22 protein-coding genes and 1 pseudogene are annotated in these 20,365 nt (G+C 71.1%); 11 read left to right on the top strand and 12 right to left on the bottom strand.

From position 1 onward, the window contains the following. Positions 1-236: 236 nt before the first annotated feature. A complete protein-coding gene (locus VK501_RS15820; RefSeq protein ID WP_324338957.1) occupies positions 237-1,691 on the top strand; it encodes a hypothetical protein in 1,455 nt (484 codons plus the stop codon). Positions 1,692-1,903: 212 nt separating this feature from the next. Further along, on the top strand, positions 1,904-2,080 hold the full coding sequence (locus VK501_RS15815) for a hypothetical protein (protein ID WP_324338955.1): 177 nt from the start codon (positions 1,904-1,906) through the stop codon (positions 2,078-2,080). Here VK501_RS15815 and VK501_RS15810 read toward each other — a convergent pair. The 6 genes from VK501_RS15810 to VK501_RS15785 all read right to left on the bottom strand — a co-directional run bounded on the left by VK501_RS15810 (position 2,077) and on the right by VK501_RS15785 (position 7,123). Then, positions 2,077-2,652: a hypothetical protein gene (locus tag VK501_RS15810; RefSeq protein ID WP_324338953.1), complete on the bottom strand. Its 576-nt coding sequence runs from the start codon at positions 2,650-2,652 to the stop codon at positions 2,077-2,079. The two genes, VK501_RS15815 and VK501_RS15810, sit on opposite strands and share 4 nt — an antisense overlap. 177 nt (positions 2,653-2,829) lie before the next feature. After that, positions 2,830-4,053, bottom strand: coding sequence for an ABC transporter permease (locus VK501_RS15805; protein ID WP_324338951.1), 1,224 nt, complete (start codon positions 4,051-4,053; stop codon positions 2,830-2,832). Beyond that, the gene (locus VK501_RS15800; protein WP_324338949.1) at positions 4,050-4,769 is read right to left on the bottom strand and encodes an ABC transporter ATP-binding protein; all 720 of its coding nucleotides are present in this window, start codon (positions 4,767-4,769) and stop codon (positions 4,050-4,052) included. Before VK501_RS15800 ends, VK501_RS15805 begins: the two co-directional genes overlap by 4 nt. After that, positions 4,766-5,866 carry a peptidoglycan-binding protein gene (locus VK501_RS15795; RefSeq protein ID WP_324338947.1) on the bottom strand — a complete coding sequence of 367 codons (1,101 nt, stop codon included), beginning with the start codon at positions 5,864-5,866 and terminating at the stop codon, positions 4,766-4,768. Before VK501_RS15795 ends, VK501_RS15800 begins: the two co-directional genes overlap by 4 nt. After that, positions 5,863-6,408, bottom strand: a complete 546-nt coding sequence (locus VK501_RS15790) for a hypothetical protein (protein ID WP_324338945.1) — start codon at positions 6,406-6,408, stop codon at positions 5,863-5,865. Before VK501_RS15790 ends, VK501_RS15795 begins: the two co-directional genes overlap by 4 nt. A gap of 58 nt (positions 6,409-6,466) precedes the next feature. After that, the gene (locus tag VK501_RS15785; protein ID WP_324338943.1) at positions 6,467-7,123 is read right to left on the bottom strand and encodes a M15 family metallopeptidase; all 657 of its coding nucleotides are present in this window, start codon (positions 7,121-7,123) and stop codon (positions 6,467-6,469) included. A gap of 86 nt (positions 7,124-7,209) precedes the next feature. Between VK501_RS15785 and VK501_RS15780 the strand changes: the two genes are divergently transcribed. The 6 genes from VK501_RS15780 to VK501_RS15755 all read left to right on the top strand — a co-directional run bounded on the left by VK501_RS15780 (position 7,210) and on the right by VK501_RS15755 (position 13,175). Then, the gene (locus VK501_RS15780) at positions 7,210-7,905 is read left to right on the top strand and encodes a response regulator transcription factor (RefSeq protein WP_324338974.1); all 696 of its coding nucleotides are present in this window, start codon (positions 7,210-7,212) and stop codon (positions 7,903-7,905) included. Then, complete coding sequence (locus VK501_RS15775) at positions 7,898-9,007, top strand: HAMP domain-containing sensor histidine kinase (RefSeq protein WP_349261026.1); 1,110 nt, start codon at positions 7,898-7,900, stop codon at positions 9,005-9,007. The genes VK501_RS15780 and VK501_RS15775 overlap by 8 nt, the downstream gene beginning before the upstream one ends. Before the next feature lie 121 nt (positions 9,008-9,128). Continuing rightward, positions 9,129-9,713 carry a PadR family transcriptional regulator gene (locus VK501_RS15770; RefSeq protein WP_324338940.1) on the top strand — a complete coding sequence of 195 codons (585 nt, stop codon included), beginning with the start codon at positions 9,129-9,131 and terminating at the stop codon, positions 9,711-9,713. Then, entirely contained in the window at positions 9,713-10,456 is a 744-nt protein-coding gene (locus VK501_RS15765; RefSeq protein WP_324338939.1) for an ABC transporter ATP-binding protein, read from the top strand. Before VK501_RS15770 ends, VK501_RS15765 begins: the two co-directional genes overlap by 1 nt. A gap of 5 nt (positions 10,457-10,461) precedes the next feature. Beyond that, positions 10,462-12,333, top strand: coding sequence for an FtsX-like permease family protein (locus tag VK501_RS15760; protein WP_324338938.1), 1,872 nt, complete (start codon positions 10,462-10,464; stop codon positions 12,331-12,333). 278 nt (positions 12,334-12,611) lie between these two features. Further along, positions 12,612-13,175, top strand: coding sequence for a dihydrofolate reductase family protein (locus VK501_RS15755; protein ID WP_324338936.1), 564 nt, complete (start codon positions 12,612-12,614; stop codon positions 13,173-13,175). 342 nt (positions 13,176-13,517) lie between these two features. Here VK501_RS15755 and VK501_RS15750 read toward each other — a convergent pair whose 3' ends face one another. From VK501_RS15750 to VK501_RS15735, 4 genes are all read right to left on the bottom strand, one after another. Beyond that, on the bottom strand, positions 13,518-13,898 hold the full coding sequence (locus tag VK501_RS15750; RefSeq protein ID WP_324338934.1) for a cupin domain-containing protein: 381 nt from the start codon (positions 13,896-13,898) through the stop codon (positions 13,518-13,520). A 293-nt stretch (positions 13,899-14,191) separates the two neighbouring features. Further along, positions 14,192-14,632 (bottom strand): hypothetical protein, encoded by a 441-nt coding sequence (locus VK501_RS15745; protein WP_324338932.1) that lies wholly within the window; start codon positions 14,630-14,632, stop codon positions 14,192-14,194. Positions 14,633-14,656: 24 nt separating this feature from the next. Then, on the bottom strand, positions 14,657-14,794 hold the full coding sequence (locus VK501_RS15740; RefSeq protein ID WP_324338930.1) for a hypothetical protein: 138 nt from the start codon (positions 14,792-14,794) through the stop codon (positions 14,657-14,659). A gap of 528 nt (positions 14,795-15,322) precedes the next feature. Further along, positions 15,323-15,475, bottom strand: coding sequence for a hypothetical protein (locus VK501_RS15735; protein ID WP_324338929.1), 153 nt, complete (start codon positions 15,473-15,475; stop codon positions 15,323-15,325). 173 nt (positions 15,476-15,648) lie between these two features. Between VK501_RS15735 and VK501_RS15730 the strand changes: the two genes are divergently transcribed. Then, positions 15,649-16,803 (top strand): hypothetical protein, encoded by a 1,155-nt coding sequence (locus VK501_RS15730; RefSeq protein WP_324338927.1) that lies wholly within the window; start codon positions 15,649-15,651, stop codon positions 16,801-16,803. A 12-nt stretch (positions 16,804-16,815) separates the two neighbouring features. Beyond that, entirely contained in the window at positions 16,816-17,529 is a 714-nt protein-coding gene (locus tag VK501_RS28785) for a DUF2652 domain-containing protein (RefSeq protein ID WP_349261025.1), read from the top strand. 147 nt (positions 17,530-17,676) lie between these two features. Here VK501_RS28785 and VK501_RS15720 read toward each other — a convergent pair. Beyond that, positions 17,677-19,170: pseudogene (locus VK501_RS15720) on the bottom strand (MFS transporter); the annotation flags it as partial. Between the two features lie 429 nt (positions 19,171-19,599). On the opposite strand from VK501_RS15720, the gene VK501_RS15715 reads away from it, so the two are divergent. Beyond that, positions 19,600-20,001 (top strand): cupin domain-containing protein, encoded by a 402-nt coding sequence (locus VK501_RS15715; RefSeq protein WP_324338923.1) that lies wholly within the window; start codon positions 19,600-19,602, stop codon positions 19,999-20,001. 194 nt (positions 20,002-20,195) lie between these two features. Here the strand turns inward: VK501_RS15715 and VK501_RS15710 are convergent. Continuing rightward, a partial coding sequence (locus tag VK501_RS15710; protein WP_324338972.1) for a DUF1801 domain-containing protein occupies positions 20,196-20,365 on the bottom strand: 170 nt, incomplete at its 5' end.

Raw genomic sequence — 20,365 nt, 5'->3', positions numbered from 1 at the left:
CACTACGGGCGCAAATCAGGGCCTCATCTGACCAGCACGTGAGACTATGAACGCGTCTCAGTGCGCCGCCAAGCGGCGTGACGGACGGTGGGGCCTGTGCGTCGGGACACCGTGATCGGGCGGAGCAGTGTGCCTGGTCGCCCGGCCGGCCCAGAGGTTGCGCCGGGCACGCCGCCGGCGCGGATCCGTGGAATCACGGATGCGGGCGGTTGGGCGACGTGCTTGCGTGGATGTCCATGCATCTCGCCGTGTCAGCCCACGCGCGCCGCGCGATCCTGCTGTGCGTCACCGCGGTGGCGCTGGACGCTCCCGCCGGTGCCGGCGCCGCGTCCGTCGCCTACATCGACAACGGCGAGGCCTGGGTGTCGTCGCTGGACGGGACGCAGAAGGCCCGGCTGGCATCGCCCGTCGTCAACAGCGACGGCCAGACCGAGAAGTGGCTCGACATCGCGCAGTCCGACGGCGGGCGCATCGTCGCGGTGCGCAACGTCCCCGGCCGGATCTCGCGCTTCTCCTGGTTCAAGATCTGGGAGCCGGACGGCAGCTCGACGGTGGAGGGACCACTGAACGCGCCGTCGGGCTGGGCCGTCTACGTCTATCCGCTCGGCTTCGACATCACCGCCGACGGCAAGCACCTCGTCTACGGCTTCTCGAACAGCAGCGGCTGCTGCCCGATCAGCTTCCAGACCGGCATCTACGCTCGGCCGGCGACCAACAGCGTGCTCGAGCCGATCCACGTCTCGGGCCAGCGCTACCCATCCCTGTTCGGCGGCCGGATCGTCGCCGCCTCCGGCAACACGGTGAGCGTCCAGCAGGCGGCCGCTGCGCCCTACGGCCCCGACTTCGACCCGTGGCTCGACACGTCCGGAACCGGGCTCGAGCAGCGCCGGACCGACGTGGCGGCCAACGGCCAGCTCGCGGCGTTCGAGCTGGAGCAGTGGAACGGGGGCACGCAGGCCGTCGGCAAGATCGGCGTCCTGGCGATCCAGGGCGTCGACACGTCACCGTCGGCCCCGGCGGCGGTCGACTGCTACCTGCCCACCACCGGCGTCGCGCACGATGTCTCCCTGTCGATGGACGCCAAGCACATCGCGTGGGACGACGACCAGGGCCTGAAGGTCGCCGGGACGCCGACCACCAGCGCGGACCCGTGCGTGCTCCCGACCGCACCGGTGGTGATCTCGGCCAGCGCGCAGCACGGGGCGATCGGCGGGGCGGGCCTGAGCGGATTCCTGCCCGCGCCGCCGCCGGCCGAGGCGCCGCCGGGCGGAGGTGGCGGCGGGACGACCCCCGGCACTCCCAGCGGCGGCACGACCCCTTCGGGCACGACCCCTTCGGGCACGACGCCGACGCCGGGCTCGCCCGCCCCAGGCGCGGCGCCGGTCGCGACCCTCCCCGCCCGTGTCACGGCGAGCGCGCTTGCCCGCGGCATCGTGGTGACCGTCAAGGTCGGTGCGCCCGGGACGGTCCGGGTGACCGCCACGGTTCCGGCGCGGCGCCTCGGGCGGCGCGGCAAGCCGATCGTCGTGGCGACCGGATCGGCGCGCGCGACCCGCGCCGGCACCGTCAAGCTTCGCCTGCGCCTCAACGCCACCGCACGCAAGCGCGCCGCGCGTCTGAAGGGCGCCAGGCTGACGCTGCGGATCGTGCACGGCACGCGCACGACGACGCGGACGATCACGCTGCGCTGAGCGAAGGTCCGCCGTGGCTTGGGCGCCTTCCCTGAACCTCATGGCCAGCGAGCCCGAGATCGCGCATGTGTGCATCGTCGAGGCGGTCGCCGCGGGGCCACAGGCGCTCGAGCGACGGATGCGTGCGATGGCGGACTTCAAGCAGTTCCTGGCGCCGCCTGAGGCATCGCGCTCACCGGTGATCGTGTCGGCGGGGGGACAGTCCCCCGCCCGTGTCGGCGCTGACCGCCGAGACGGTGGTCGGCGGGGTCTACGAGGTCATCTACGCGCGCGTCGCACCGCACCGCACCGCCGAGCTGCCGGGCCTTTTGCAACCCCTGCTCTACATCGCAGTCCAATGCAGCCACGCGATGGGCGGGACGCCGTCGGAGAGGCGTGGATCGCCCTAACCAGATGAACGCCAGCCCGGCCGTACACTGGGATCAACGTGAAGGCTGTCGAGGACGGCCCAGGCCTGGTCCCGCGTCGCCGCAGAGGCCTCCGGACCGAACGCAACCTCGACGTGGAAGTGTCGGCCACCATCGGTGAACCCGAACCAGTGATCGACGAACCGGGCGCTGGGCACACATGCCGATGCTTCCGAGGCACCGCCGAGTTGGGGACCGAAATGCCCCGGCCGCGGCGGGAAGTCAGCCCAGGACGAGCCGGGATCCGTCCCGCGTTCCTGCAGCGTGATGAACGCGTCGGTAGGCCCGAGGTCTTCCAGCGCGCTCCCAGCTACGTGCGCGCAGTCCGTGGGTCGATAGCCCAAGGGGAAAGTGGCGACGCTCAAGACCTCGCGTGGATCGGTGAGATGCGGCGTGAGGCTTGCCCGCGTCGCCTGCCACCCGGGCGCCAGGTTGACGGTCAATCCACGCGAGGCGGCGAAGACCACGTCGTCAGCCTGCGCCGCCGTGGCGCGGGGCGCATCCTCGCCGCATCCCGCCGCAAGCAACCCGGCCGACATCGCCAGCGCCGTCACTGCTGTGGCACGCCACGCGGTCTTCAACAGCTACTCGAATCCCAGCAACCACAGCACGGGCCGATGCTAGCCCCAGCCGCCGGGCAGCGTCTACTCGCACCACACCATGCGGACTGAGAGAGTGCTCGTATCCACATGCATCGGGGTGTGGCCTCCCGACAGAGATCCACTTCCCGCTCATGCCGTTCGCAATGCCACGGTGGGCGGCATCCGAGACGCTCGAACGGCCGGCATCAGGCCGGCGAACGCGCCGATCAGGATGGCCGAGGCGATGCCGCCCGACCATGCCTCGACGGGGATCACGACGGCCCAGCTCTTCGAGCTGGCGTACACGGCCGTTGCCGCGGCACCGGCCAGCACGCCGACGACGCCGCCGATGACGGCGAGCAGGATCGACTCGGCGAGGAACTGGGTCCGGATCTGGGCCTTCGTCGCGCCAAGGGCGCGACGGAGGCCGATCTCCGAGCGGCGTTCCAGCACCGAGATGATCATGATGTTGGCGACGCCGACGGCCCCGACGATCAGTGCCACCACCCCGAGCCCGAGGAAGAGGCTGTCGAACGCCCCCGCCGCGGCGGCCCGGGCGGTGAGCGCGTCGGACGGCTGGCTGACGTTCGCCTCGTTGGGTGCTTCGGGGTTGGCGGTCTGCCCCAGCAGCGACTGCACCGCCGCCTCGTGACCGGTGGCGGCGCGCACGTAGATCGAGCTCGGCGGGCCGGCCTTCTGCTCGCCGCGGACGATGCTGACATAGCCGAGGTACGTCCGGGCGGCCGGATACCCGACGAGCGCGCTGTTGTCGATTTCGGACGCCAGTGGCGAGGGCTTCAGAATGCCCGCGACATTGAACCACTGGCCGCCCAGCCAGATCCGCTGATCAGGGTGGACCCGGTCGATGCCCAGCTGTTCCGCGGCGGCCGAGCCGAGCACCGCGACCGGCTCGCGGGCGGTGCCCGCGTTGAGCCAGCTGCCGCGTGCGACGCCCGTGTTGAGCACGGACAGCAGGTTCAGGCTGGTGGCCCGCACCTGAAGGCCACCGGTGTTGCCCACCGGGATCATCGAGTTCCGGTAGACCTTCTCGTCCTTCATCAGGCCGGTGTGCGCCAGCAGCTGGACGTTGTCCAGGAGCGTGATCCGCCCGGGCGCTTCGCGGGGCAGCTTCGCCGGCCCCCCGGTGAGGCTCTGTCCGGCCTCGACGGTCAGCAGGTTCGTGCCGAGCCGGTCGATCTCCGCGAGCAGCCCGGCCTGCGAGGAGGACGACAACCCGAGGACCGCCACGATCGCCGCCGTTCCGATCGCGATCCCAAGCGCGGACAGCGCGGCGCGCAGCGGCCGGGAGCGCAGCCCGACGCTCGCCACCCGCAGCCCGTCCTTCAGCCGCAACCGCCCGCCCTTGGCGCTCATGGCGTCTGCCCCTTCGCCCCCGCCACAAGATCGCGGCGGGTATCGGCGACCACCTGGCCGTCCAGCATCCGGATCTGGCGGGGCAACTGGTCGGCGAGGCCCGCGTCGTGCGTGATCATGATGATGGTGGCGCCGGCGGCATTGAGCTCGCGGATGAGCTCCATGATCGATGCGCCGGTGGTGCTGTCGAGGTTCCCGGTCGGTTCGTCGGCGAGAACGATCGCCGGACGCCCGACGAGGGCCCGGGCGATCGCCACCCGCTGGCGCTCCCCTCCGGAGAGCCTGGTGGGCTTGAAGCTCGCGCGTGCGGAGAGGCCGACCCGTTCGAGCGCCTCCTCCGCGCGCCTGTACCGCTCGGCGGCGGCGACGCCGGCGTAGAGCAACCCGTCCGCGACGTTCTCCCGCACCGTCGCATGCTCGGCCAGGAAGAACTGCTGGAAGACGAACCCGATCTCCCGGGCCCGCAGCTGCGACAGCTCGCGGTCGCTCAGCCGCGCCGCGTCGACGCCACCGATCCGGACCACGCCGCTGGTGGGCCGCTCCAGGGTCCCCATGACGTGCAGGAGCGTGGACTTGCCCGACCCGGAGGGCCCGACGATCGCCACCAGCTCGCCGTGCCGGACGGAAAAGGACACGCCTCGCAGGGCGGCCACCGGCGGCTGCTCACCGTAGACCTTGGTCACCCCATCCAGTTCCAGAACTGATTCGCCACTCATAGCGACGGCACCACGACGTGATCGCCTTCGCGAAGATCGCCCTCGACCTGGACTCGCCCGTCTGCGGTGTCGAACAGGCCAAGCTCCACGGCGACCAGCTCGCGTCGCTCGCCGGCGCGCACCACCTCGACCGCGAACCCGCCGCCGGACTTGCCGACCAGCGCGGTGACCGGGACGCTCAGGGCATCGTCCACGCCCTTGGTGGTGATCTGCACCCGGACGGGGGCGCGGTCGAGCCCGCGTGCCTTGCCCGGGTCGTCGAGGCTGATGGAGGTGGGGATGGTCGCGTCCGCGGCGCTGCTGTCCTGCCCAGCGGGGGCTTGGGCGGTTCGTCCGAAACCGACGACCTTGCCCGTGACCGTCGTGTTGCCCGGCAGCGTGATCTGCGCTCGATTCCCGGTCTTGACCTGGCCCTGCTGTGACGGGTCGAGGTCGACCTGCACGTGCAGCGTGTCGGACGTGACGCTCAGGACTTGCGCACCTGGCCGGGCGGGCCCACCGGGCTCGCCGCTGACCTTGGCGATCCGCACCGCCTCGGGCAGGAAGACCGCGTCACCACTGGCCAGCGCTCCGGTCACGTAGACGCCTTTGTTGCGCTGGAGCACCTCGAGCGCCTTCGCGGTCTTCACGGTGAAGTCGTTGTCGGCGGGGTCGATGTGGACATGGGCCTTGGCGTCGTAGCCGAGCTCGTGCAGGTTGCGGTTGAGCTGTCGGACGTCCTGGCCCGCATCGCCCGTGTGGAGCGCGCGGTAGGCCGGGACTGTGCCGCACAGCAGCAGCACCGGGTGCTCGTCGACCCGGTAGAGAATGCCGCCGCAGTCGACCTTGGTCGCGGTGTCGGGCAGCCTGGTGTAGACGCCGCGCGCCTGGTTGACCACGGCGTAGGGCGAACCATCCGGCCGCGCCCGGTAGGTCAGGGTTCCGTCCTGGGAGACCGCGGCCGAGAGCTTGCCCTTGACCACTTGCATCGTGCTCGCCGGCGACGCCTGCGCGGCCGAGGTCGTGTGATCAGCGCCGGACAGCACGACCACGCCGCCGATGACGGCTGCCACAACCACGACGCCCGCTCCGGCCAGCACCCACGTCTTGCGCTTCACTGGCCCCGCAGCCCCAGCTTGTCAGAGAAGGCAGCGCCGCACTTCTGTATCGCGGCGTTGAGAATGCTCATACCACCGTTCCTTTCGGTGGATGCGATTCGAGTCGTGTCGATGAGTGGCCCATCCGGGGTGGGGTCCGGGAAGTCCTCCACGCCGTTGTCGCGCATGCACTGGGCGAACTTGAGGGCAGTCTTCTGCTGCTCGGCGCTCCTCTTGTGACCCGTGAACCCCGATGGCTGCAGGTCCTTGCACGCGCTGATGGCCTTCTTGAACGCCGCGGTGTTCGGGTCCAGCGACGAGCCGTTCGCTATCCCATCGATGGTCAACTCGCCCGACGCGTCCGGGTCCGGGAACGCGCTGACACCGTTGTCGCGCATGCACTGCGCGAACTTCAGCGCCTTCTCACGGGCGGTGCTCGTGGTACGAGCGCCGCCCGAGCTGCCGGAGCCGGTCTCGGAAGGTGCGTTCGAACCACAGCCCGCGCTGATCAGGCTGATCAGGGCGACCAGCCCAAGGGCGGCCAACGGCCGTTTTCTACTCATGTTTGCTCCATATGTGTGAGGAATGCGTTGAGAGCGGTTCTTTGCGGGCGCTTGCTGGTCACCGCTGCATCCTCGGATCCTGCGTAGGGTCGGAGTACATGCGAGGGCAACCGTGATCGACGGCGTCGGGGCGCAGTTCGTAGTGCCAGGGTTCGTTGCCGTAGATCTGGCACAGCCCGTACGCAGCGCCGTGCTCGGACAGCCACGCCGCGGCATCGGAGGGCCCGATGTCGACCGCGTGCCCCGACACGTGAGCAGACGTCGTGGGGGCGGCAACCCACCGGGCAGCTTCCTCTTCTGAGCCGTACTTCGACACCGCCTCGCGGAGGAGTTGCTCCTGGTACGCCGGCGAACGCCAGCCACTGTCGACGACGAACTCGACCCCGTCGCCCGCAGCATCAGTTGCCGCTTGGCGCAGGGCACCGAGGAGAGCTGGATCAAGGTTGGCCACACCTGGAATCTCGTCGTCGTAGACCGACGTGCCCTCGGGGACGGCACCGTCAGCCTCGCCGAGCGCACCACGGTGCTCACTGCGCAGGACGCCGATGGCTGGTGCGGCCGTCGAGGACGAGGACGTCGTCCAGGACGAGGACGCCGGCAACTCGTGGCCGAGGGCTGCGGCGATCGCCGCGATGACGACCAGCAGGCCGGCGACACGGATCCAGCGAATCCGAATCCGACGGGTCGTTGCTCGTGCTGGTTCGCCGTAGGTCACGCCGCCATTCAAGGCAGCGTGGCGTTGCCAGCACGTATGTGGTTTTCGATATGCCGACGATATGCGCCAGCCCTAGCATCCAAAGCATGCGCGTGTTGCTCGTTGAGGACGAGCCCTATATGGCCGAAGCCATCCGCGACGGCCTACGCCTGGAAGCGATCGCGGCCGACATCGCCGGTGACGGTGCCACCGCTCTGGAGCTCCTGAGCGTCAACGCCTACGACATCGCCGTCCTCGACCGAGACATCCCCGGGCCCTCCGGTGACGAGATCGCCAAGCGCATCGTCGCCTCCGGCAGCGGCATGCCGATCCTCATGTTGACCGCTGCCGACCGTCTCGACGACAAGGCCTCCGGGTTCGGGCTCGGTGCCGACGACTACCTCACCAAGCCGTTCGAGCTCGAAGAGCTCGTGCTCCGTCTCAGAGCGCTCGACCGCCGGCGTGCACACAACAGGCCGCCGGTGCGAGAGATCGTAGGTCTGCGGCTGGATCCGTTTCGCCGAGAGGTCTACCGCGACGGCCGCTACGTCGCGCTGACCCGGAAGCAGTTCGCGGTGCTCGAAGTTCTCGTCGCTGCCGAAGGCGGTGTCGTCAGCGCCGAAGAGCTCCTGGAACGGGCGTGGGATCAGAACGCAGACCCGTTCACCAACGCCGTGCGCATCACGGTCTCGGCACTGCGCAAACGCCTCGGCGAACCGGCGATCATCGCCACCGTGGCCGGCGCCGGGTACCGCATCGACGCAGCGCCGGGCACCGGTCACAGGGGAGGAGACGGTGGATAGAGCCCCTGGCTTGAGCGTTCGCCTCAAGCTCACCCTCAGCTACGCCGGCTTCCTCATGCTCGCCGGCGCCCTGTTGCTCGCCGCCGTGTGGCTGTTCCTCCTGCGTTACGTCCCCGATCGTGCGTTCCTCGTCAACGCCGACACCCGCCCTCATAGTGTTTTTCCCGTCCGGTCCAACCTCCTGCACGTCTTCGCTCCGAGGGCAGCCGCAGTGTTGGCGTTCCTGCTGGTGTTCGGCCTGCTGGGAGGGTGGATTCTCGCCGGCCGAATGCTCGCCCCCCTTGCCCGCATCACAGATGCCACACGCACGGCTGCGGCCGGATCGCTCTCCCACCGAATCCGGCTACCGGGCCGCAGAGACGAGTTCCGCCAGCTGGCCGACGCCTTCGACAGCATGCTCGCGCGCCTCGAAGCGCACGTCGCCGAACAGCAGAGGTTCGCAGCCAACGCCTCTCACGAACTACGCACCCCGCTGGCGATCACGCAGACGCTTCTCGACGTGGCCCGCAACGATCGCAATCACGACAACGGCGAGCTTGTCGACCGCCTCCACGCCGTCAACACCCGAGCGATCGACCTCACTGAAGCACTGCTCATGCTCAGCCGCGCCGACCAGCGCTCCTTCGCCCCAGAACACGTCGACCTGTCCCTCATCGCCGAAGAAGCCACCGAGACGCTCCTCCCCTTCGCAGAAAAGCGCGGCGTCACCATCGAGACCTCCGGCGACGCGGCCCCCACCATCGGCTCACCCGCGCTCCTGCTGCAGATGGCTACGAACCTCGTGCACAACGCCATCGTCCACAACCTGCCTGAACAGGGCACCGTGTGGGTCACGACCAGCGCTCACCCCGACAGCGTGGTGCTCACCGTCGAGAACACCGGTGAGAAGCTCACCCCGCAGCTGGTCGCCACACTTGCCGAGCCGTTTCAGCGCGGCAGCGAGCGCGTACGCACCGAGCACGCAGGTGCCGGCCTCGGCCTGGCAATCGTCAAGAGCATCACCCAAGCGCACGACGGAACCCTCACCCTCACCCCCCGGGCCGCCGGCGGGCTCCGCGTCACGGTGCAACTCCCGGCCGCGCCACCGCACACTGGCAGATGACGATCAGGGGAATTGCCGCACGCCCCGAGAGAAATGGTCAAGGCGTGTCGGGCGCTTGACACCGCTCCTGGATAACCGTTAGTCTCGCGCTAGATAACGGTTAGAGAGGAGGCGCTTTTCGATGCCACGAGCGGTTGGCGCAGCAAGCAAGGAGCCGTCGCACGGCTATCAACTGCGGGTCGTCCAGGAGATCCTGCTGGCGCTGCTCGCCAAGGACGCGTCGCACGGCTACCAGCTCCGCGCGCGCCTGCAGCTCGCGCTCGGCCCGCTGGCGGAGGCGCTCAACGCCGGCCAGGTCTACGTGACGCTCGCGCGGCTCGACAAGGCGGGGCTCGTGCGCGCCGAGCACGTCGGCCAGTCCGATCGTCCCGACCGCAAGGTCTACGAGCTCACCGAGGACGGGCGCGCGCGCGTCATGGCGTGGCTGGACGACACGAGCTGGCCCAAGCCCGCGCCGGCCGAGTTCCACCTCAAGTTGGTCGCCGCCGCGACGGCGGGCCTGGGCGATCCCGTCCGGATCGTCGACGTTCAGCGCCACGCGGTCCTGGCCAACCTGGCCGAGGCGCAGCGGGCGGCGCTGGCCCAGCCCGACGGCGCGGTCGCCGGGCTCCTGCTCGAAGGCGTGGTGCTGCGGCTGCAGGCCGACCTGCAGTGGCTCGAGGCCTGCGCCCGTTATTGGAGCTCCATGACGACGAAGGGACACTGATGGACATCGGCCGACCGCTCGTGCAGACGCACGAGCTGCGGATGGACTACGGACAGGGAACGGGCGCCGTGCACGCGCTCGACGCGGTCGAGCTGGCGGTCGCCGCGGGCGAGACGCTGGCCATCATGGGGCCGAGCGGCTGCGGGAAGTCGACGCTGCTGCACCTACTCGGCGGCCTCGAACGGCCGTCGGCCGGCGAGGTGCGCCTGCAGGGCGAGCGCATCGACCAGCTCAGCGAACGGGCGCTCGCGCGGCTGCGCCGCGACGCGATCGGCTTCGTCTTCCAGGCCTTCCACCTGATGGACGAGCTCACCGCGATCGAGAACGTCGAGCTGCCGGCGCTGCTGGCCGGCGCCTCGCCGCGGACCGCGCGACGGCGGGCGACCGAGCTGCTCGACCGCGTCGGGCTGACCGACCGCGCCGCGCATCTTCCGTCCGCGCTCTCGGGCGGTCAGCGCCAGCGGGTCGCGGTCGCGCGGGCGCTCAGCAACGAGCCGCTGCTCGTCCTGGCCGACGAGCCGACCGGCAACCTCGACAGCACCGCGACCCTCGACGTCCTGCGGCTCTTCGACGACCTGCGCGCGACCGGCCAGACGGTCGTGATCGTCACGCACGACGCGCGGATCGCGGCGACCGCCGATCGGCTGATCTCGATGCGCGACGGCGCCTTCGTCGAGGAGACCCGGCTGACCCACGGCTCGACCGGGCGGCTCGGCGCGCTCGCCGGGCTCGAGGAGGGCTGAGCGCCATGGGCCGCATCCTGCTCGTCCTGCGCCTCGCCGCACGCGACGTGCGCCGGCACCCGGCGCAGGCCGCGCTCCTGGTGGCGACGATCACCGCTGCCACCGCCACGCTGACGCTCGGCCTCGTCCTGCACGGCGTGGTCCAGACGCCGTACAAGAGCACCCGCGCCGCGACCGCCGGGCCCGACGTGGTCGCGCGGGTCGCGCCGCCGGAGCCCGGCCCGAACGGCACGCCGGTCGGCGGCAGCCACGCGTCTGTGAACCCCGCCGCGCTCAACGCGCTGACGCGGGCGCGCGGCGTCGTCGCGCACAGCGGCCCCTACACGCTCGCCGACACCACCCTGACCGCGCACGGCACGCGCGCGGCGGTCCAGGCCGAGGGACGCGACGTCGCCCCGGCCACGCTCGACCAGCCCGAGCTGACCGCCGGCCGCTGGGTCCGCGACGGCGGCGTGGTGGTCGAGCGCGCCTTCGCCGACGCCTTCGACGTCCACACGGGCGACGCGGTCAAGGTCGGCGGCCGGTCGTTCCGCGTCACGGGGATCGCGGTCACCGCCGCGATGTCGCCCTACCCGTCAGCCGGCTCGATGGTCGACGGGCACGTCGTGCACCCGGGCCTGGTCTGGCTCACCCGCGCCGACGCCCGCCGGCTCGCGGTGGCTCAGGAGAACGTGTCCTACATCATGAACCTGCGGCTCGCCGATCCGGCGCGCGCCCCGGCGTTCGTCACCGCGCACGAGCCCAGCGAGAACGAGAGCCTGAACTTGAACGCGCCGCCGGGCGCGCGTCCGGCCGTCCCGCCACCGCCGCCCCCGATGCTGCAGTCCTGGACGCAGCTGAGCGACAACGCCGGCAACCTCGTGCGCAACGAACGGCGCGCGCTGCTGACCGGAAGCTGGCTGCTGGGCCTGCTGGCGCTGGCCAGCGTCGCCGTGCTCGTCGGCGGGCGGATGGCCGGCCAGCTGCGGCGCGTCGGTCTGCTGAAGGCCGTCGGCGGCACGCCGGGCCTGGTCGCGTCGGTGCTGCTCGCCGAGTACGTGGTGCTGGCGCTGGTCGCCGCCGCGGCGGGGCTGGCGATCGGTCGCCTCACCGCCCCTCCGCTCGCCGATCCCGGCGCCGGCCTGGTCGGCGGCGCCGGCGGGATCCCGTTCGGCGTTGTCGATGTCCTTGTCGTGATCGCGGTCGCGGTGGCCGTTGCGGTCGTCGCGACGCTCGTGCCCGCGGTCCGCGCCGCACGGGTCAGCACCGTGCTCGCGCTGGGCGACGCGGCCCGTCCGCCGCGGCGCAGCGCCCGGTTGATCGCGCTGTCGGCGCGGCTGCCGGTGCCGTTGCTGCTCGGCCTGCGCGTCGCCGGGCGCCGGCCGCGCCGCTCGCTGCTGTGCGCGGCCGGCGCGACGATCACCGTGGCCGGGATCGTCGCCGTGCTCTCCGCCCACGCGCAGCTCGACGCCCAGCGGACGACGTCCGCCCTGGCCGATCCCCGCACCGACCGGCTGAGCGACGTGCTGGCGCTGATCGCGGTGATGCTCGTCGCGCAGGCGGCCGTCAACGCGGTCTTCATCACCTGGGCGACGGTGCTCGACGCCCGCCGCACGTCCGCCCTTGCTCGCGCGCTCGGCGCGACGCCGGGCCAGGTCGCCGCCGGCCTCTCGGCCGCGCAGGTCCTCCCCGCGCTGGCCGGCGCGATCGCCGGGATCCCCGCGGGCCTCGGACTCTTCGCGGCGGTGAGCCCGGACGACGCGCCGACGCCTTCGGCGTGGTGGCTGCTGGCGACCGTGGCGGGCACCGTGGTCGTGGTCACGGCGCTGACCGCGATCCCGGCGCGCGCCAGCGCCCGGCAGCCGGTCGCGGCGGTGCTGCGGTCCGAGCTGGCGTAGCTGCGCCCTACGGCCCCGCCAGCGCCGGGCGAACGGACCGGACTTCCATCTCGACGTCCTCCAAGAGTGGATGGGAGACGGCTTGAGGCCCTTGGCGAGGAGGTAGACGCCGAGCGACAGCTCCCACGCGGCTTCGGGGGACGGTGAGTAGCGTCTCGCGATTGGTCACGAGCTAGTGTCAGAGCAGACTGCAGAAGGTAGGTGAGCCCGATGTCAAGCTCAATGATGAACATCGTCACGATCATCGCCCGTCGCTGCCGTGCGACGAGCTTGAACCCATGCTGATCTACTCGATGAGCGTCTCGGTGGACGGCTACATCGCCGACCGCGAGGGCGCGTTCGGGTGGTCGCCCCCTAGCGAGGAGCTGTTTCGTTTCCACCTCGCGCTGGTACGCGAGCTTGGCGGCTATCTGTGTGGGCGCAGGCTGTACGAGACGATGCTGGTGTGGGAGACGGATCCGTCGATGCGCGACAACGAGCTCGGGGCCGCGTTCGCCGACGTCTGGTGCGCGATCCCGAAGGTCGTCTTCAGCCGTACGCTCGACAGCGTCCAGGGCAACGCCCGGCTCGCCGAGGCGTCGGTGGCCGAGGAGGCCGCTGCAGCGCTCGACGCGACCGACAAGGATGTCTCGATCGGCGGCGCCGGCCTGGCCGCGGCGGCGTTCGAGCTCGGCCTCGTCGACGAGTTGCGCATGTTCCGCTATCCGGTCGTCGTCGGTGGCGGCACGCCGTTCCTGCCGCCGGTCACCGAAGACGTCCCGCTGGACCTGATCGAGACCAGGACGTTCGGCTCGCGGGTGATCTACGAGCGCTACGGGCGCGCCCGCGATGAGTCGGACTGACACCGCCGACCAGCAGAAGCGCGGCACGCCTCGCGGGGGTGAGGGCGGTGCACAGGCACGGGATCGGCGGGCGTGAAGTCCCGAGAGCGCGGCGCTCGAGACCGTCGCTTCCCCTTCCGCTTGCGAGCAGTGGCGAGCCGCCCGCCGCAGCGACTGCTGGTTTCCATGCAGGGCGACTTCCGCTCGTCGTCCATTGCGGCAGCGAGGGCGCCTCAGGCGCGGCTATCGCGTCTGCCTCAAACCAGCAGCGCAGCACGGGTCGAGTACGCCGACCGCCGGCGGCTGCTTTCGTCCTACGCGGCTCTTCTGATTAGCAACGCACGCCGCGAGGCGGTCGGCCGATCAGTCCCAGAAGTCCTCGAACCGCTCGGTGTCGCCTCCCTTGGGTTTCCGACCACCGATGCAGATCACGTCAAGACCCTCCGGGCCGGCCTCGAATGAGCGGACTACTGCAGGAGCGACGCGCAGCACGTCCCACACTGAGAGCTCGACGACCTCGTCATCGAGCTTGGCACATCCGGACCCGGCGACCACGACGTAGGCCTCCTCCTGCACACGATGCCGGTGACCCCACGGCATGCGGGCACCTGGGTCGTACGTGAAGCGGCTCACGCCGCGCTCGGGCGATCGCAGAGCCTCCCGCGCGAACCGCCACTGCATTTGGACATCCCGCGGGCTGACATCGCGAAGATCGTCGAAGTTCTTCTTCGTCCAGTCGGGCATCTCGAAAGTCTCGCACCTATGCGCCGAACGGCCGCTTCCATGCATCTGGGCACTTCCTGCGCCGGGGGGAGCCGCCATCGGCCGGCGCGCTGCTCCTTTCGCGTGATCCGACACTTTGGTCCGCGCCTAGGGATCGACGGCGTCACGCGCCTCCGCGATTAACCCGTTGGACGGAACCCGAGGCTGGCGCCGGTACTCCGCGAACACGTGCGCGTACGTCTTCAGCGTTTCCGTCGCGGCGTGACCGAGCTGGTCGGCAAGCTCGACGATCGAGAGGTCTCCTTCGCGGATGATCAGTGAGACGAAGGAGTAGCGGAGGTCGTAGGGGGGCGCCGGCGGCCGATCTCGACCCCATCGAAGGCCGCGTAGAAGTGACGGTTGCGCGAGTTGTTCCAGTCGTCGACCTTGAACCACTCGCCGTCGTCGCGGGCGAACAGGCGAGCGTCTGGATCGTCATGACCGCGGGCCGCGAACCACGCGCCGAGGTCGTCGCGCAGCGGCGCCAGGAGATCGACGGTCCGGTAGACGCGCCCCGTCTTCTGCAGCTTGATCCGACCGCGGGCGACGGCCTGCTCGACCAAGATGGTGTCGTTGCGGATGTGCCGGCGTTCGAGCGCCAGCGCTTCGCCGGGTCGCATGCCCGAGTAGGCCAAGACGCTGACGAGCGCCGCGCTGAAGAGGTCGCCGCGGGCGAGCATCCAGCGTCGCACTCGCTCGACCAACTTGGGGTCCATGACGTCGATCGCGCGCTGTCGGCACTAGCGCGCCTTGCGCACCAGCGCCACCGGGTTCGACGACGCCTCACCCCACTCCAGCGCCAGGGTGAACATCGCCTGCACCAACATCATGGACACGCGGATGGCCTCGGGTCCCTTGCCCGCTCGCTGCATCTCCACCCGCCACATCGAGATCTCGCGCGGCGTGATCTCGTCGAGCGGCCGGTCCCCGAGGTGCTGCTCGACCGCCCGGCGCCGAACGCCCTCGTAACTGGCGATCGTCGCCTCCTGCAGGCCGCGGGCACGCGTCAGCGTGGTAGGTCGGCCAGAAGTCGGTCAATGTCATCGACTCCGCGGGTCCGGCAGGCCCGCTGCGACTCTGCTCAAGGGCCAGCTTCGCGCGCTCGAACTCGGCCTCGGCCACCGTGTCGAACGACGTCCGCCAGCTGGGAGCCGGGCACCGCGGTGCTCGTGTACGTCAGCCGCTGGCGGTCCAGGCTGGTCGACCGCGGCGTGCCGGCGATCGCGGTGGCGTAGGGCACGGCTGGGGCGTCGAGCTTGTCGGCCTTGACGCTGGCCGGGTCGCCGGCCGTCCACAGCAGGCCCTGGTTCGGGAGTCAGGGCCCTGGTTCTTTGGGTAGTACGTCCAGGACACCCTGCTCTTGGCGACGGGTCGACGATCTGGAGGTTGTCGGGGTTGACGTCGTCTCAGGAGAACTCGGTCAGCAGGGCGAGCTTGGGCAGGATCACCTGGCGTGCGCGGGCGGCGCGGATCCCGGCGGTGGCGCAGGCGTAGTACTTCGGAAGCGCGCCGAAGCGCTCCCCGCTGCCCGATTTCTCTATTGCCGCCCACGCGGCCATCTCCGGTCGGAGGTTGCTGACGCGTGATCGCCCCGGTACGCGGACCTGCTCCCGTCGCTGCGCGTGATCACGCCGGCGTGATCTCCTGCGCCGGTCGGCGGCCCGTCCACCCATGGCGCGGTAGAGTCTCGCCGCCGTCCGCATGGGAGCATTGGCCGAACTTGACTCGAGAAGTGACCCCCCCTCGCGTCGCAGAAGGCGCGAGCGCCGATCCGCCCGCACCCGTCTCGACCTACGCGCGCGTCGCCGGGCTGCCGCTCGTCATCGACCGCTGTGGGCTGCAGCCCCTCGTGCGCGACACGTCGAGCGGGTTCACGAAGGTCTCGCTCGTCGTGCGCCTCGGCGGCGGGTCCCATGTCGGCGAGGGCGAGGACGTCACGTGGGACCAGATCGACCAGATCGAGCTGCTGCGGGGCGGCGGTGACCTGAGCTGGCTGCACGGAGCCCGCACGTTCGACGAGCTCTCGACGCTGCTCGGCCTGGCCAACCTGTTCCCGGTGCAGCCGATCCGCGAGAGCGCCCGCTTCTACCGCCGGTGGGCGTTCGAGAGCGCGGCGCTCGACCTCGCCCTGCGGCAGAACGGCCTCTCGCTCCAGGACGCCGTCGGCCGCCGGGCCCGCCCGGTCAACTTCGTGGCGTCGGTCCGGATCGGGGACCCGCCGAGCCTGCTCGGGCTCTACGGGTGGCTGCGGCAGAACCCGGCTCTGCGGTTCAAGCTGGACCCGACGCCGAGCTGGGACGACGACCTCGTGGCCGAGCTGGCGCGCCTGGGGCGCGTGGACGTCATCGACCTGAAGGGCTCGTACCGCAACCTCAACGTCGCCATGGAGCCGGAGGCCGGCCTGTACCGGCGCGTGATCGAGGGGCTGCCCGACACGTGGATCGAGGATCCGGCGCTCGCACCCGGCACGGAGCTCCTGCTCGAACACCATCGCGACCGGATCACCTGGGACGAGCCGATCCACGCGATCGCCGACATCGAGGCGCTCGCCTGGCGGCCGCGCATGCTCAACGTCAAGCCCGCGCGCTTCGGCAGCATGCGAGCCGTGCTCGACACCTACGACTATTGCGAGGCGCACGGCATCGGCGTCTACGGCGGCGGGATGTTCGAGCAGGGCCCGGGCCGCGGCCAGCTCCAGTACCTGGCCTCACTGTTCCATCCCGACACCCCGAACGACATCGCGCCGCCGGAGTACAACCTCCAGGCCGTCCCGCTCGACTTGCCACAGGCCCCGCTGGCGCCCGATCCCCACCCGACCGGATTCCGGTGGGGGGCCTACGACGGGCGCCGCACGATTCGCGAGCAGGCCGGGCGGGCTCCCGACTAGGATCACTCCTCCATGGCGTCCGAACGTGCTCTCCTCCTGATCGCCGACATCGGCGGCTACACCGAGTACATGCGGACCCATCGGATGAGCCTCGCCCACGCCGAGGTCAACACCGCGAGGCTGCTCGAGGCGGTCATCGACGCGGCCGGCGACTTCGACCTGATCGAGATCGAAGGCGACGCGGCCTTCCTCTCTCGCCGGGCCGACGCCCTCGACGACGACGCGACGGCCGCCGCCATGACCCGGGTCGTCGCGGCGATGCACCGCGCGTTCCACCGCGAGCGCAGGTACGTGGCCTCGAACCTCTGCCCCTGCGACGCCTGCGAGCAGGCCGACAACCTGAAGCTGAAGTTCGTCGCCCACGTCGGCGAGGTCGCGACCCAGACCATCAGGGATCGGCGCAAGCTCGTCGGGATCGACGTCATCCTCGTCCACCGGCTGCTGAAGAACCCCGTCGAGGCCCAGGAGTACGTCCTCTTCTCCGAGGATCTCTACCGGGCCGGTGGGACCGCCTTCGATCCGGTGCAGGAGCTCCCGCAGGACCTCGAGGGGATCGGTCCCGTGCTCACGTACGTCGCGGACATCGAGGGGGTCGCGGGCTCACTCCCCCCGCTGCCGGATCCAGGCTGGCTCGAGCGGCTCGGGCGGACCGTCGACGTCGCCGGCCGCGGGCTGCCGTACATGCTCGGCCTCCGGCGCACGCGCCGCGTCGCCTCCGGGCACTGAGCGCTCGTCGGCGCGGAGAAGCCGTTCGGCATCGGCCTCGAGCCGGCTCGTCACGAGCTCGTCCCCTGCGGCCGCGGCGGCCGGATAGCCCGTCACGGCGGTGAGGTAGGCGCTGCGCCGCAGCCGGCTCACGTGCAGCCGCGTGTCGCCGGCGGCGCGCACCGTGGCGGTCCGCGGTTGGTCGTGCAACAGGGCGATCTCGCCGAAGCACTCCCCGGCGCCGAGCGTCCTGACGACATGCCCGTCCTGGAGCACGTCCACGCGACCGGACCGCACGACGTAGAAGTACTCGCCGCGCTCGCCCTGCCGGAACATCGTGTGCCCGGGATCGACCTCGGCGTGCTCGAGCGCCCCGGCGAGCTGCTCGATCGTCGCGACCGGCAGCGCACCCAGCATGCGGATCGCGCGCATGGCCTCGATGTCGGTGTCGCGCACGCGCATGTCGGCGTCGAGCCGCCGGAGCGCGGGCCGGCCGGCGGCGACCGCCAGCGGCGCGAGCAGCCCGATCGCCACGAGGGCGGGACGGACGCCGAGCAGCTCGACGACGAGCGGCGTCACGAGGCTCCCGGCCGCCACCCCGAGCGTGAGGATCGCCTCGAAGCCGGCGAACATCCGCGCGAGGACGGTCTCGTCGGCCAGGCGAGCGAGCAGCGTGAAGCCCCCGACGTCGATCAGGGCGTTGCCGATGCCGACGACGCCGAGCAGCACGATCGTCGGGGCCTGCTCGGGGACGGCGCCGACGAGGACCAGCGGCGCCCCGAAGAGCGCGACGCCGACGCCGAACCAGAGCGCGAGCCGGCCGCGCCCGACCAGCCCGAATGCGAGGAGCGATCCGAGCATCCCGCCGGCCCCGACGGCCGCCGTCAGGACGCCCACGCCCGGGTCGCCCGTTTTCAGGAGGTCGATGGCGACCACGACGGTGAGGACGGTCAGGCAGCCGCGCGTGAACGTCTGCACGAGGCCGAGCCCCGTGATCAGCGCCAGCCCGCGGTTGGCCGCGATGGTGGTGAACCCCTGCAAAACCCGGGGCCCGGCGCCGGCCGCGGTCTCCGGGCGCGGCGGGGCGTCGTAGGAGAGCCCGACCACCACCAGGCCACCCAGCAGCGACGCGCCCGCGCACGCCCCGAACACGGCTGCCGGGCCGCTCACCGCCAGCAGGACGGCCGCGGCCGCGGGCCCGCCGAGCGTCGCCGACGAGTCGAGCAGGCCGCGGACCGCGTTGGCGCGCGTCAGCTGCTGCGGCGACGTGCACAACGCGGGCAGCAGGGCCGAGTGCGCCGGCCGGAACAGCGCCAGCGCGACCGTGGCGACGACGGCCAGGACGTAGGTCACGGCGGTCGGGCCGCCGGCGGCGGTGACCGCCGCGGCGCCACCCAGCGCCGCGGCCCGGATCAGCCCCACGCCGGTCAGGACCCGCTCACGGCGCACCCGGTCGGCGACCGTCGCCAGCCACGGCGCGAGGAGCGCCGCCGCCGCCATCCGCGCGGCCGTGACGATGCCCACCGCGGTGACGCCACCGTCCCGGAACGCCACGACGGCGAGCCCGACCATGAAGGCGCTCTCGCTCGCCCACACCGCACCGAACGAGAGCTGCGCACTACGGATCGACGCGCTCGCGACGTGCTCGTGCGAGCGCGTCATGGTGTGGATCATCGCGCGACACGTCGCAGCAAGGGGCGACTATCCCACAGCGCACGCACCGGGGGGCAGCGCGAGGAGGTCCACCCGGCGAAGGGCGCCGGCGTCGAGGGCGCGCCGGAGACCTGGGTCGCCAACGACGCCTGAGGTTGCGTGGGCGCACCGCCGCCTCGACTCAGGGAGGGGCACCGGTGCGGCGGCTATGGCCCGCGTGGAGGTCGGCAGCCCCGCGCAGCAGGCAGACTTCCCCGGGTTGTGTCGCGACCTGGGCTACCCTCGGCGATCCCCTGCCGCTGGACGGCCCGCTCTTCGCCGCCGACAAACTCGCTGATCACGCAGTCGGTGGGCGCGCGGCTCAACGCTTATAGATCTGTGCTCTGAAGCGGACTTTCCGGCTCGTCGGGGACACCAGGGGTGCCATAGGATTGCGCCGTGCCGTTCACGCTTAGGAACCTCAAGGAGGACTTGGAGGACGTCGGGTCCAGGCTTGACGGCGCGCCGGACCTGGAGTTCCGCTTGGCGACCGAGGCGCTCGAGCTCAAGGAATCCGGCCTGAGCTACCAGCGCGTCCCGCCCGGCTATCGCTTTCCGTACGGCCACACGCACAAAAAGCAGGAGGAGGTGTACGTGGTCGTGCGCGGGAGCGGGCGGATGAAGCTCAACGACGAGATCGTCGAGCTCAAGGAATGGGACGCGGTGCGCGTCCCGCCCGGTACGTGGCGAGGCTACGAGGCCGGGCCGGAGGGCCTCGAGATCCTCGTCATCGGCGCGCCCAATCTCGGCGAGGCTCCGCGCGAAGACGTCGATGGCCAGCGCGACTGGTGGGCTGACTAGCGCCAGGTAGGTGAACATGAAGCGGGAGAAGGAACTCACTCAGCCGAGGGCAGTGCACGCTCCCCTGCTCGCCCGTAGACCAGCCAGAAGGTGGATGACGGGTTGCGCTCCGGATGACAAGCGGCACTGCGAGCCCTCGGGCTGACGACCGCCCTAAGGCTGGCTGGCCGCGAGCGAGGCGTAACCGGAACGGCTCACGCTGACGCGTTCAGCGACGCTGCGGCGCGGACCAGCGCTTTGAACGCGTCGTCGTCGATCGTGTCGGCCTCGTGCAGATCGATCGCCCGCCTGGTCCCTGCGTCGAGGCTTGCGTTGAACAGGCCGACCGGGTCCTCCAGCGAAGCCCCCTTGGCGAACGTGAGCT

This window comes from Baekduia sp., assembly GCF_035318805.1.
Classification (GTDB): domain Bacteria; phylum Actinomycetota; class Thermoleophilia; order Solirubrobacterales; family Solirubrobacteraceae; genus Baekduia.
Note: the sequence above shows the minus strand (reverse complement) of the source record. Positions and strands in the feature narration are given on the sequence as shown.

Excerpts from the sequence above, each read along its gene's own strand:
- VK501_RS15755 (WP_324338936.1), top strand. The coding sequence starts at position 12,612 with ATGCTGATCTACTCGATGAGCGTCTCGGTGGACGGCTACATCGCCGAC.
- VK501_RS28785 (WP_349261025.1), top strand. The coding sequence starts at position 16,816 with ATGGCGTCCGAACGTGCTCTCCTCCTGATCGCCGACATCGGCGGCTAC.
- VK501_RS15745 (WP_324338932.1), bottom strand. The coding sequence starts at position 14,632 with ATGGACCCCAAGTTGGTCGAGCGAGTGCGACGCTGGATGCTCGCCCGC.
- VK501_RS15790 (WP_324338945.1), bottom strand. The coding sequence starts at position 6,408 with ATGAGTAGAAAACGGCCGTTGGCCGCCCTTGGGCTGGTCGCCCTGATC.
- VK501_RS15750 (WP_324338934.1), bottom strand. The coding sequence starts at position 13,898 with ATGCCCGACTGGACGAAGAAGAACTTCGACGATCTTCGCGATGTCAGC.
- VK501_RS15800 (WP_324338949.1), bottom strand. The coding sequence starts at position 4,769 with ATGAGTGGCGAATCAGTTCTGGAACTGGATGGGGTGACCAAGGTCTAC.
- VK501_RS15765 (WP_324338939.1), top strand. The coding sequence starts at position 9,713 with ATGGACATCGGCCGACCGCTCGTGCAGACGCACGAGCTGCGGATGGAC.
- VK501_RS15760 (WP_324338938.1), top strand. The coding sequence starts at position 10,462 with ATGGGCCGCATCCTGCTCGTCCTGCGCCTCGCCGCACGCGACGTGCGC.
- VK501_RS15805 (WP_324338951.1), bottom strand. The coding sequence starts at position 4,053 with ATGAGCGCCAAGGGCGGGCGGTTGCGGCTGAAGGACGGGCTGCGGGTG.
- VK501_RS15770 (WP_324338940.1), top strand. The coding sequence starts at position 9,129 with ATGCCACGAGCGGTTGGCGCAGCAAGCAAGGAGCCGTCGCACGGCTAT.
- VK501_RS15820 (WP_324338957.1), top strand. The coding sequence starts at position 237 with ATGCATCTCGCCGTGTCAGCCCACGCGCGCCGCGCGATCCTGCTGTGC.
- VK501_RS15735 (WP_324338929.1), bottom strand. The coding sequence starts at position 15,475 with ATGGCCGCGTGGGCGGCAATAGAGAAATCGGGCAGCGGGGAGCGCTTC.
- VK501_RS15780 (WP_324338974.1), top strand. The coding sequence starts at position 7,210 with ATGCGCGTGTTGCTCGTTGAGGACGAGCCCTATATGGCCGAAGCCATC.